Origin of the sequence: Citrobacter sp. Cpo090 (assembly GCF_030332665.1) — a bacterium.
Lineage (GTDB): Bacteria > Pseudomonadota > Gammaproteobacteria > Enterobacterales > Enterobacteriaceae > Citrobacter > Citrobacter portucalensis.
The window spans coordinates 379,055-391,252 of record NZ_JAOWHK010000031.1; the positions used below are offsets into that span (position 1 = coordinate 379,055).

Annotated in this window: 11 protein-coding genes and 1 pseudogene; 3 read left to right on the top strand and 9 right to left on the bottom strand. The window is 47.8% G+C overall.

From position 1 onward, the window contains the following. Window positions 1-5: 5 nt before the first annotated feature. Together OGY83_RS16775 and OGY83_RS16780 are read left to right on the top strand one after the other, a co-directional pair. Window positions 6-1,643 (top strand): class I SAM-dependent methyltransferase, encoded by a 1,638-nt coding sequence (locus tag OGY83_RS16775; RefSeq protein ID WP_089587066.1) that lies wholly within the window; start codon window positions 6-8, stop codon window positions 1,641-1,643. Between the two features lie 127 nt (window positions 1,644-1,770). Next, the gene (locus OGY83_RS16780; RefSeq protein ID WP_058647046.1) at window positions 1,771-2,022 is read left to right on the top strand and encodes a zinc ribbon domain-containing protein; all 252 of its coding nucleotides are present in this window, start codon (window positions 1,771-1,773) and stop codon (window positions 2,020-2,022) included. Between the two features lie 229 nt (window positions 2,023-2,251). Here OGY83_RS16780 and arsC read toward each other — a convergent pair whose 3' ends face one another. The 8 genes and pseudogenes from arsC to OGY83_RS16825 form a co-directional block, all read right to left on the bottom strand. Continuing rightward, window positions 2,252-2,677, bottom strand: coding sequence for a glutaredoxin-dependent arsenate reductase (gene arsC / locus OGY83_RS16790; RefSeq protein WP_089587065.1), 426 nt, complete (start codon window positions 2,675-2,677; stop codon window positions 2,252-2,254). Between the two features lie 12 nt (window positions 2,678-2,689). Further along, window positions 2,690-3,979 carry an arsenite efflux transporter membrane subunit ArsB gene (gene arsB, locus OGY83_RS16795; RefSeq protein ID WP_058647048.1) on the bottom strand — a complete coding sequence of 430 codons (1,290 nt, stop codon included), beginning with the start codon at window positions 3,977-3,979 and terminating at the stop codon, window positions 2,690-2,692. 47 nt (window positions 3,980-4,026) lie between these two features. After that, on the bottom strand, window positions 4,027-5,778 hold the full coding sequence (gene arsA / locus OGY83_RS16800; protein ID WP_089587064.1) for an arsenite efflux transporter ATPase subunit ArsA: 1,752 nt from the start codon (window positions 5,776-5,778) through the stop codon (window positions 4,027-4,029). A 17-nt stretch (window positions 5,779-5,795) separates the two neighbouring features. After that, window positions 5,796-6,158: an arsenite efflux transporter metallochaperone ArsD gene (gene arsD, locus OGY83_RS16805; protein WP_058647050.1), complete on the bottom strand. Its 363-nt coding sequence runs from the start codon at window positions 6,156-6,158 to the stop codon at window positions 5,796-5,798. Between the two features lie 47 nt (window positions 6,159-6,205). After that, window positions 6,206-6,559, bottom strand: a complete 354-nt coding sequence (gene arsR, locus OGY83_RS16810; RefSeq protein ID WP_058647051.1) for an As(III)-sensing metalloregulatory transcriptional repressor ArsR — start codon at window positions 6,557-6,559, stop codon at window positions 6,206-6,208. A gap of 219 nt (window positions 6,560-6,778) precedes the next feature. Beyond that, on the bottom strand, window positions 6,779-8,554 hold the full coding sequence (locus OGY83_RS16815) for an ATP-binding protein (protein WP_058647052.1): 1,776 nt from the start codon (window positions 8,552-8,554) through the stop codon (window positions 6,779-6,781). Beyond that, the gene (locus OGY83_RS16820) at window positions 8,551-9,699 is read right to left on the bottom strand and encodes an SIR2 family protein (protein ID WP_058647053.1); all 1,149 of its coding nucleotides are present in this window, start codon (window positions 9,697-9,699) and stop codon (window positions 8,551-8,553) included. Before OGY83_RS16820 ends, OGY83_RS16815 begins: the two co-directional genes overlap by 4 nt. Window positions 9,700-9,897: 198 nt before the next feature. After that, window positions 9,898-10,107 (bottom strand): annotated as a pseudogene (locus OGY83_RS16825) (integrase); the annotation flags it as partial. Window positions 10,108-10,311: 204 nt separating this feature from the next. On the opposite strand from OGY83_RS16825, the gene OGY83_RS16830 reads away from it, so the two are divergent. After that, window positions 10,312-11,259, top strand: coding sequence for a hypothetical protein (locus tag OGY83_RS16830; RefSeq protein ID WP_058647054.1), 948 nt, complete (start codon window positions 10,312-10,314; stop codon window positions 11,257-11,259). On the opposite strand, the gene OGY83_RS16835 is transcribed toward OGY83_RS16830, so the two are convergent. Continuing rightward, complete coding sequence (locus tag OGY83_RS16835) at window positions 11,240-12,169, bottom strand: DNA cytosine methyltransferase (RefSeq protein WP_032170444.1); 930 nt, start codon at window positions 12,167-12,169, stop codon at window positions 11,240-11,242. The genes OGY83_RS16830 and OGY83_RS16835 overlap by 20 nt on opposite strands. Window positions 12,170-12,198: the final 29 nt, after the last annotated feature.

Consider the following 12,198-nt stretch of genomic DNA (forward strand, 5'->3'; position numbering starts at 1 on the left):
GCATAATGGATATCAGCACCCTTATTTCCTCATCCCGACACATTCAACTGTCGGCGGAGGAGAGCAAAATTCCCTGGGACGAACCGGCCTTTAGCCAGCGCATGCTCGCGAACCATTTGTCGCAGGATCACGACTGGGCCAGCCGCAGGCAGGAGGTCATTGAGCGGCAGGTGAATTGGATCGCCAGCCTATTACCCCCAGGCGCACGTATTCTCGATCTCGGCTGCGGTCCCGGCTTTTACACCCACCGCTTAGCAGAGCGTGGATTTCACTGCACCGGCGTGGATTTCTCACCGACATCAGTGAGCTGGGCCCGCCAGCAGGCGCAGCACGCCGGATTGAATATCGACTATGTTCAGCAGGATGTCCGCGCATATTGGCCCGATAAATCTTTCGATTTCATCATGATGATATTCGGGGAGTTGAATGTTTTCAGCGCGGCGGATGCGCGCTCACTCGTCAGTCGCTGCGCGCTGTGGCTGGAGTCGGGCGGCAGGCTGCTCACTGAAGTCCATACTTTCGACGAAGTTAAGCGTCAGGGAATGGCTGAAGCAAGCTGGCAACGCTGTCCGGACGGGCTGTTTCTGGGCGTCCCTCATCTGCTGCTGACTGAACATGACTGGGATGAAGAAGCCCAGACCAGCTCAACAAAGTTCTGGGCCATAGAGGCAAACGGCCAAACCACCTGTTTCGGCAGCCAGATGACGGCATGGCGCGATGACGAGTACGTCAGCCTGCTCGACAATGCCGGATTTAACCTGCTTCCTCCTCCTGAAAGCCACGACTGGTCAGTCAGCGAAACATTTGAAGGAAAGCTGTTTGCTCTGCTAGCCGAAAAAGCAAAAGCCTCAGAGGAACTTCCTCTTAATACTCAACGCAATAAAAGGAATTCCAAATTGGATATCCCACGTATTTTTACCATCAGCGAAAGTGAGCACCGCATTCATAACCCGTTCACCGAAGAGAAGTACGCCACGCTGGGTCGCGTGCTGCGCATGAAGCCGGGCACCCGCATTCTTGATCTCGGTAGCGGCTCGGGCGAGATGCTCTGCACCTGGGCCCGGGATCATGGCATTACGGGGACTGGCATCGACATGAGTTCGCTCTTCACCGCGCAGGCCAGACGCCGCGCGGAAGAACTCGGCGTCAGCGAACGCGTACATTTTATTCATAATGATGCGGCGGGTTACGTCGCCAATGAAAAATGTGACGTGGCAGCCTGCGTCGGCGCGACCTGGATTGCCGGAGGCTTTGCCGGGACAGTCGAACTGCTGGCGCAGAGCCTTAAACCGGGCGGCATCATGCTCATCGGTGAACCTTACTGGTGCCAGCTTCCGGCAACGGACGAGATAGCCCAGGCCTGCGGCGTCAGCTCGACAAGCGATTTCCTGACGCTTCCAGGGCTTGTCAGCGCGTTTGACGACCTCGGCTACGACGTGGTGGAAATGGTACTGGCGGACCAGGAAGGCTGGGATCGGTATGAGGCCGCGAAATGGCTGACCATGCGCCGCTGGCTGGAAGCCAATCCTGACGACGATTTCTTCGCCGAAGTCAGGGCCGAGCTAAACATCTCGCCGAAACGCCACGTAACGTACGCGCGGGAATACTTTGGCTGGGGCGTATTCGCGCTCATCGCCAGGTAACAACAGGTTCCCGGTATTTCTGACTGGAGTTACCGGGGGCTTCGCCTTGGCTTTGACCAGATGCAACACCTGCACAATACATACTCTGTATGTTTATTAATCAGCACGTCACCATAAGGAGCATCATATGTCACAACATGAACAGTTCTGTCAGGCTTGCGGGATGCCGATGTCTGCACCCGATGCACACAGTGCCAGCGATCAATATTGCGCGTACTGCTGTGACAGTAACGGCAATCTTAAACCCTGGGAAGAAGCGGTATCAGGTTTAGCCAGCTTCCTTGATTCCTGGCAAAAAGTCGGCCCGGAAGAAGCACAGAAGCGTGCAAAACGTTATCTGACGGCAATGCCCGCCTGGGCTCATAAAGCAGACGAGTGAAGAACAAAGCCTGAGTATTTTAGGCAGACTATGTTCACTCCCCTGATTCCATAAAGGAGAGACGATGTTTTCTTACATTATGCCCGGCGACCTGCCACACGCCATCACGTTCTACGATCCGCTGATGGATATGCTGGGGTAATAGCGTTACATAGTGAAGAACCAATTGGTATTGACCTACTGGAATAATTGACGAAATAAAGATGAAGGGGCATTTGCCCCTTCATCTTTATTTCAGTCGTTTACCTGCATCATCAACGACTTTCTCGCCGTCTTCCTTGGTGAACGCCCCTTTCTGCACATCTGGAAGGATATCAAGAACCACCTCAGAAGGACGGCAAAGTTTCGTTCCCAGTGGCGTCACCACAATCGGACGGTTAATCAGAATCGGGTGCTGTAACATAAAGTTGATGAGCTGATCGTCAGTAAATTCATCTTCTGCAAGACCCAGTTCCTCATACGGCTCGACATTTTTACGCAGCAGTGCCCGTACCGTGATCCCCATATCGGCAATGAGTTTGACCAGTTCCTCGCATGAAGGTGGAGTCTCAAGGTAAAGAATCACGGTTGGCTCAGTACCGCTGTTGCGGATCATCTCCAGCGTATTACGTGATGTGCCGCAGGCTGGGTTGTGATAAATGGTGATGTTGCTCATATCAGTATCTCATTACAAAGTGAAAGAGAGACGTAGCGCCAGCGCGGCCAGCGTTACAAACAGAACAGGCAGAGTCATGACGATCCCGGTGCGGAAATAGTATCCCCAGGTGATGGTCATGTTCTTCTGTGAAAGAACATGCAGCCAAAGCAGCGTTGCCAGGCTACCAATCGGTGTAATTTTCGGCCCCAGATCGCAGCCAATCACGTTGGCATAAATCATCGCCTCTTTGATAACACCGGTTGCGGTGCTGCCATCAATAGAGAGCGCGCCAACCAGCACGGTAGGCATGTTGTTCATGATGGAAGACAGGAAAGCCGTCAGGAAGCCGGTACCCAACGTCGCGGCCAAAAGCCCTTTATCTGCCAGCACGTTCAGCACACCGGAGAGGTATTCTGTTAGTCCGGCGTTACGCAGACCATAGACCACCAGATACATCCCCAGCGAGAAGATGACGATCTGCCATGGCGCACCGCGCAGCACTTTGCCAGTGTTAATGGCATGGCCTCGTTTCGCTACCGCAAACAGGATGACAGCCCCGACAGCCGCAATCGCGCTAACGGGAATACCGAGCGGCTCGAGGATAAAGAACCCAACCAGCAGAAGAATCAACACTATCCAGCCTGTTCTGAAGGTTGCCAGATCTTTAACCGCTTTTGCCGGTGCTTTCAGCAGAGCCAGGTCATACGTTGGCGGAATGTCTTTGCGAAAGAACAGATGCAGCATCACCAGCGTGGCGATAATCGTGGCAATATCCACCGGCACCATTACCGACGCATATTCTGTGAAGCCCAGCCCAAAGAAGTCCGCCGAGACGATGTTAACCAGGTTCGACACGATAAGCGGCAGACTGGCCGTATCGGCAATAAACCCGGCGGCCATGACAAATGCCAGCGTAGTCCCTTTACTGAAACCTAATGCCAGCAGCATGGCGATGACTATTGGTGTCAGAATCAATGCCGCGCCATCGTTGGCAAACAGTGCAGCTACCGCTGCGCCGAGCAGAACAATATACGTAAACAGTAAACGGCCACGACCATTGCCCCAGCGTGAAACGTGTAGCGCCGCCCATTCGAAAAAGCCGGATTCATCGAGCAACAGACTGATAATTATCACGGCAATAAAGGTCGCCGTCGCATTCCAGACGATATTCCACACTACAGGGATATCACCAAAATGGACTACACCAGATATCAGCGCCAGTACCGCGCCCAGCGTCGCACTCCAGCCGATCCCTAATCCCTTCGGTTGCCAGATAACCAAAACGATGGTCAGGACAAAAATAGCGCCTGCCAGTAACATACATCCTCCAGACAGGACGGCTTTGCCGCCCTGTATATACAAAAAAATTAAACGGCCAGCTCTCTGAGTTTCTCGATACCAGTGGGCTCTGCAGCCATTACCGGTACTAACGCTATGCGGCTTGCATGCTGGTTTTTCACAACCTCGATTTGAGGAAGCTCTTGTCGGGCACGCTGGCAAAGCAGTGGCGATTGAGTCTGTGCAATAGAAAGGCTGTTATTGATAATCCAGCCCCAGGGATGAATTCCCGCACGTTCCAGATCGGACTGTAAATTTGCCGCCTCCAGCACCGGTGTGGTTTCAGGCAGAGTGACCAGCAGGACTTTGGTGCGTTCCGGGTCCTGAAGCTGCATCATCGGCGTGGTAAAATGACCTTTATCCCCCATCTTCCTGGCAATCTCACGGTGATAAGCCCCGGTAGCATCAAGCAGTAATAGCGTATGCCCGGTAGGTGCCGTATCCATGACCACAAACCGTTTGCCTGCTTCACGAATTACGCGTGAGAACGCCTGGAACACCGCAATCTCTTCTGTGCAAGGAGAACGTAAATCCTCTTCGAGCAGCCGTTTCCCAGCCTCATCCAGATCCCTGCCTTTCGTCTCAAGAACATGCTGACGATAGCGTTCAGTTTCATCGTGAGGGTTGATTCGGCTGACCTGCAGATTTTTGAGGCTGCCATTAAGCGTTGTACTGAGATGTGCAGCAGGATCTGAGGTGGTGAGATGCACATCAAAACCCATGTCCGCAAGTCGGACGGCGATAGCAGCAGCCATCCTGGTTTTACCTACGCCACCTTTGCCCATCAGCATAATCAAACCGTGTTCACTGCGGGCGATATCATCAACCATGGCAGACAGCGACATATTCTCTGGCTTGTTCTGTATGCTTTGTTCAGGAAGCGATGCTATCTCAGCGTGTTCGTTGAGCAGGCCTTTCAATGCGGAGACACCAACCATGTTCAGCGGTTGAAGGAATAGTGTATCTGTCGGCAAGCCAGATAACCCAGCAGGAAGATTTGCCAGCGCCTCTTGTTCCCGTTGCCATATTTTAGCGGCCAGGGCGTCATGTTCAGCTTCGGCTTTAGGCAGCACACCATTAATCACCAGATACTGGTTTTTCAGTCCAATTGCGGCGAGTTCTTCATGGGTGCGGGCGACTTCCTGCAGCGTAGATTTTTGCAGTCGTGCAACCAGAACCAGGCGGGTACGTTCAGGATTGGATAACGCCTCTACCGCATGAGCATACTGCTCACGCTGCTTTTCCAGCCCGGCCATTGGGCTAAGACAGGAAGCACCATCTGGATTACTTTCAATGAAGCTACTCCAGGCACCGGGAAGCTTGAGAAGGCGAATCGTGTGGCCCGTCGGCGCTGTATCAAAAATGATGTGATCGAAGCGGGTCAGCAGAGAAGCGTCGGTCAGTAAGCCAGTAAACTCATCGAACGCCGCAATCTCAGTCGTACAGGCTCCTGAAAGCTGCTCGCTGATACTGTTAACGACGTCATCTGGCAAAAGACCTTTAATAGGGTCAACGATTCTGGCGCGGTATTGCTGGGCGGCGTCCTGTGGGTCAATCTCCAGCGCTGAAAGGCCTGGCACCGCAGCCACGGGCTGGATCGTGTTGCCAATAGCCTGGTCGAATACCTGGCCGATATTGGAGGCCGGATCGGTACTGACCAGCAAAATCCGCTTACCCTGTTCTGCAAGGCGTATAGCCGTCGCGCAGGAAATTGAGGTTTTACCTACTCCTCCTTTGCCAGTGAAAAACAGGTAAGGCGGGATATTCTGTAAGAATTTCATATGTCCTCCTGACATAATCAACAACAGGAAGTATTACCACCACAGCAGCTTGTCGGAGCCACTCCTACTTTCTCCAGCGGAATACCAAACCAGCGCGCCAATTCAGCGCGTTTGGGATATCGCCCCGCCATCACCGTTTCGCCATCAAGCAACAGCAGCGGAAGTCCTTCAGCGCCAGACGCTTCAAGAAATGCTTTCGCTTTTGCGTTCTCAACGAAGCTCATCGGCTGCTGCACCAGGTTGTAACGTTCAACCTGTACGCCACGTCCTTTCAGCCACTGCACATCAGCAGAAAAATCAACCAGAACCTGATCGACATCTGAGCCACATACGCCGGTACTGCAGCACATCGCCGGGTCAAACACCGTTAACGTCTTCATTCTGAATACCTCACATTCGTAAAATCATATATGTTCAGGCAAATTTTTTAGATGCAAACAGCCTTGCCGCTACCAGAGCAGTTTGCTGATGCCAGCTTACGGGCGATGACCTGTACGTCGTCCTGTTGGCTTAACCAGGCCTGCTCAATCACCTGGGCGACCCAGGAAGGAATATGCGGGGATAAGCGGTAGTGAACCCACTTGCCCTGTTTACGGTCCAGCAATAGACCACTTTCCCGGAGCATTGCCAGATGACGGGAGATCTTGGGCTGCGACTGCTCCAGCGCCGTACAGAGATCACACACGCACAGCTCCCCCATCTCTCTGAGCAGCAGTACGATCCCTAGACGGGTTTCATCGGAGAGTTTTTTGAAGAGCTGTAATGATGATAATTGTGGCATAGGTCCTCCTGCTATTATCTCGCAGTTTCTCTCTATAACAGTACAATGTCAAAAATACATTTGAATTTTCATATATGAAATAAACAAAAAGCTACTCTCTACATCTTTCATGGAAAGAGAGATAATCCAGAGTAACCTTCTATGCCAGAAAGCCCCGAAGACACTCGCAGGGCACATTTTGTTAGAGTTACAATACACAACAATTGCAAAGTCGCTGTATTAAGCGGGAGGCAGTGCCCAGAGTTCTTCAAGGTTCACATCATCACTGCTGGGTCGATGCTGTTTCAGCAGCGGGTCAATTTTCAATATCATTGGAAGATCAAAAGCGGTTCCAGTGACTACGCAGCAGCCCTTGGCTAGAGTCGGTATGAGAGTCTTAGAACTGGAATCTAACGTGCTGATAGTATTGTCTAGCAGCATAAGGTCGCGATCGTTCACTAATCGATGTATGAAGAAGTTGTGAATCTGGGAAACAATAGTAGGTGAAATATCGGCAGGCCGCTGACTAGATAGTGTAAGGTATACGCCATATTTGCGTCCCTCCTTGATTATTTCTTCAAAGAGTTCAAGCCGGTAGTCTTTCCAGATTTCATGCTCACGGGTGGACTGCTCTGACAAAATATTGTGTGCCTCATCAATGATAAGGTGAAGAGTCCGGCTTGGAGGGCTCTTGAGAGTCTCGGCATCTTTGTGATTTGTATAGAAATTCTTAGCAACAAGCAGTGGTAAGATCTTTTTTATCTCATTCTTGCATTTCTTTAAAGAGATGACATGTAAGAGATGTGGTGGTTGTGGCACATCGACGATTTCAAGAACATTACGCAGAGCCGATATAGATGATTTGGCCCTGGCAAGCACTGGTTGAATGTGTTCGTATTGGGCGTAGCCAAATACAACATCTGAACAAAGTTGGAGGTAGCACCTCAAGATTAGTTCGTCGAATTGATCAATTCCATCTAAATTAACATTATCATCAAGAATAGGCTTGATGTTAGCGTCAAATCCATTGCCATTTGAATTATAGTACGTACCGCTGGCATGCTTAAAATATTTATCTTTATTAAAATAAATGATTCCTTTTAAATGGTCTTGAAGCAATTCGCAGTCAATCATGCGTGCAATTTCACGGCTCAGGTCTAAAGCATCTGATTTCGCTTCGCCTGTACTAAAAACTTTTTCAAAAACCTTTTCCACATATCTTTTGAGTGGGGTAGTTTTAAATTTTTCCTTACCAGACAGAACGCGACGCAGAAATGGCTGTTGTGTGTTCGTAGTTGCCTGAAATAGGAGACTTAGAGTTTCGACATCCCAAAAATGAGCACCTTCAATCTTGAATTTGTGCTTTGATTTTTTAGAGTCCAGCACTGTGATTTGCTTATTCTTGGCTGGTAGTAGCTGATCTTCCGTGTATTCACCATTAAAATCTATGATAACAAACTGACTCTTGTTTTGTAATGCTTGGAGCCGCTCATTAAAAAGTGTAGTATAAAGTTTAGCTAGCGTATTAGATTTACCACTCCCAGTGTTACCAAATATGCCCAAATGGCTGTTGAATAATCGCATCCATGGGAGGTTGATGGGTACATTCTCCTTAAGCATAGAGCCAATAGAAAAACCTGTTTTTCCGTCCGCTCCATAAATTTTCCCTACCATAAATTCGCTGAGTAGAGATGCCTTGTCTCTGATCATCGGCATGTACTTCACACCTTCAAAAAACTTATCATCCACTATATAACCAATGGGGCGAACATCCACTTTTCGTACGTATTGGATCTTCTCGGCATCTGTCTCTAGCCTTTTCTCATCCAAAAATTCACCTTCAACAAGACAGACAATATCTATAAAACCTCGCTGAATAGATACGTGCTCCCGAAGTGAAATACCTCTGTACTTAACTCCTCCGTAGTAAATTGTCTCATGATTGGAGTCTTCAAAAATTCGAAGGGAGATACGTACTCCACTCACTGCAATGACCTCACCTACGATGATACTCATATCAGATCCTCCTCTTCAGCTTTTAATTGAGGTTCATAAGTGTCTGGCTTGAGTGAGAAAACATATTTATTGAAATTGGTGAAGTCCATATTCATATCTTCAGCGGGTCCAATTACTTGGACGTTTTTCCAAGATTTAAACTCTTCCCGCATGCTATTTGCACTATTATTGCTATAACAGCAAATAAAAGTATGAAGTTGTGGGTTGGAGAGGGAGCGTTGGATAAGCCTGAGAATGTGTTCATCAGCAAACGAAAAGCCAAATGTGATAAGGATAGAATTTGGTTTTTCAAGCTCATAGCTTAATAGCCTGAGCATTTGGTAGTAGTGTTCTTCGAAGACAGTTTCGTAAAACTTCCACTTAGTGGGGTTGACAATAGGTAGCTTATTGTACTCCCCCCAGAAAATATCTATCTGATCTTGACTGAATGCCAAGGATGGAATGCCTTCGGTTCTGTTGCCATCGGCACCTAGAAATTCGGAATATCCATTCAAATTTCCGAGTGTCTCTTCTGTCAAGAGGTTAATAAAATCATTGCGGTAATTGACTTCAATCTTATCACCGCTTTTTGACCAGTAAACCGAACCATGAAGGTGGATAATGTTTAGCTGTGGGATGCCATAGTTGCTTCGTTCAAATACTCCAGTTTGACATTGAAACGTACTGAAGTTTTTGGAATGAAGATGCTTCGTATGAAAACCGGAGGTACCATCATTCACCACAAAATCATGTGAGCCCTTCATGAGAAGGCTGTCAGCTGTATGGGACAGACATCCATCATAGTTAGTGGTAAAAATATTGATTTTGCGGTTGAGATCTTTCCTTCTATCCAACAACCCCAAAAGGGTTGTTAAAAAAACCTCATAATTCTTGAGATTTTCTTTTCCTTTATCTGATGTAACGGAACTTGGGTTGAATGTCTGCACTGGAAAAATACATGTGTTGTAGTAGTGCATGAATAAAGCGGTTCGCTTTTCTGGCGAGTTTTCAAACTGTGTGGCGAGCGTCTCGATCGTTTCTCGTCGTCCATCTGCATTCTTGATGGCTAGGGACAGCGTCGGGAATAAGTCTGCTGAAGCGCCTGAGCCAATCAGTATGTTGATGTTCTTATTGTATATATCCAGTGGCTGGATCGCCTCAAACATACTTACCTCCCTTATTTAGTTTTGTCGAAAATAGCATCAGTGTATAGTCAGACCAAGTTTTGACTTAGGCAAAAAATTTGTATCAATAGTCACTACTTCTCTGGTTTCCAACTATTGCAGTTAGCAGCATATATTGAATTACATCCGTCCAGACACCTAGATGGATGTGATTGCTTTTCGAGACTGCCTTTCAACATATCAGCTTTTAATAATTCCTTCCTTGCCTAAATTACTAGTAAAATCACCATACCACTGCATCATCTCCCGCCTCGCCTCCAGATATTAAGCATTGTCATACGTTCCACGAATTGAGTTCTTATCGACGTGAGCCAGTTGTAGCTCGACGCAAACCGATTTAAATCCCTGCTCATGCAAAATGATACTCATCGTGTGACGGAAACCATCCCCCTAACACGCCTTACGTAACATATGTGCTTCACTATCACATTGAAAATGTTAAGTACTGTCATGAGATGAGCGGCGTCGAATCAAAACCTCATTCAATTCCAATGAAAACTGACACCCATGATACAAAAATACTATGAATTCATTGACATAAATTGCTACCCGCTGAGATCATATAGCAAACCGCTCCTGAATGAGGAATGAGCAATGGCAGTGAGTATCGCGGAATATTTAGGCCAAAGAACAGACGTGGAACAACAGATTCTTCCCGTTTCAAAGGGCACGCTGGCGCAATGCCCTTTTATGGACCGTACCTGTGACAAAGTAAGTAAAAATAATCATCCAGTCTGCTCCGTCCGCAAACCAGACAGTACTATTTGGATCGTCTGTGAACATAGACTTTGTTCTACCCGCCAAAAAAAGACGATCATCTCAGGTGAGCGTACACAACTTGTCGACAATGTCTTGGTTGAACATCAAAGAGACATTCTAAGGAAAGTAGCAAAACTGATCTATCAGGATCCTGAACTGCAAGACTCAGAGATTGGCGTAAAAAGAGAAGTCAATATTCCTTTACCTGATTCAGATAATAGCTACCACGCAGACTACGTTATGAGAAACTTTTCCGGTAGAGGAAGAGTTGATGAAGTCCTCCTCGAAATGCAAGGTGGCGGAGAAACAAGCAGCACAGGTGCCATTACTCGCCATATTGCCGCTTGGGCTGATCTCGAAATCCCAACAAATGAAATTCTAAGAAGGCCAGTGGCAGCAAATACTATCGAAACCAACGCATGGAGACGACAACAAGAACAATTTCTTGTGAAAGGGAATGTTGTTGATCAAACTGGTGGGAAAATCGTTTTTGCTGTAGGTAGCTTACTCTATGACTATTTACATAGACGTTTTAGGAATGCCAATCTCAGGGATCTAAAAGCCCATAACTGGACATTATGCATTTTAGCTTTCAAGGAAGATACATCGGATGAACCACGACCTGGCCCGATTCCGTTGATCATTGATGATTCAAAGACATTATTTACTAACTATTCAACATTTGTAAGATTTCTAACAGATCAGGGCGCACCGCGCCCTGAACTATTCGAAGGATCATTTTTACGTTTAGATAATAGTACTGTTACGATAATGCCTCGTTAAGCATCTGCTGATCTACCAGGACAATTCTTTTTCCTATCCATTCAACAATAGGGACCGCGACAGCGTTCCCTACTGCTCTGAATCGATTAGAGTCCAGTTCTCTGGAAATCCCTGCAGACGCTCGTACTCGGAAGGCAGCATCCGGCGCACATACAGCATCTGAACTTCCTCTTGAGTCAAGAGTGTAGGTTTCTCCGTCGTTCCGGTATCCTTTTGCTTGAGGTCCTGCGGTTGCTTTTCGTCCGATACTTGCATGCTGGATAGAATAGATATCTGCTTTTGATAGGCCTGTATCAGAGGCTCCGGAAGCATTTGCCCTCTCTCCTTGGCCCTGTTTATCAACGATTCTAGTTGCTCCGGGTTCAAAAAGGACTCGAGCGGAGCGCATGTCTCCAAGACTTGCGACAATGTACACTCTTCTTCTACGCTGGGGTGTTCCAAAGTATTTTGCATCCAATACTCTCCACGAAACGCCATACCCGAGTTCGACCAACGTATCGATGACAACTTTGAAGTCTTGTCCATTGTGGCTGTTGAGCAGTCCGGGAACATTTTCAATAACAAGCCATTCAGGTTTTCTTTCTTCGATGAGTTTTGCATATGTATAAAATAAGCCGCTTCGGGCTCCCTCTAAACCTTTCCGTTTTCCTTGGTTAGCTGACGACACATCCTGGCAAGGAAAACCACCACACCAAACACTGCTTTCTGGGATCTCATCAGCATTCAGTTGTGTAATATCAGTATGTAATGGTACATTTGGCCAATTCTTTCTAAGTACTTTCTGGCAAAACTTATTGATTTCGCATTGGAAAACAACTTCCATCCCTGCTTTCTCAAGACCAAGATCGAATCCACCAATCCCTGCGAAAAACGAGGATACCTTGTACTGCTTCAGTGGTTTCTTTTTCATATCGACTTTTTCATCACTTTTTGATCCGA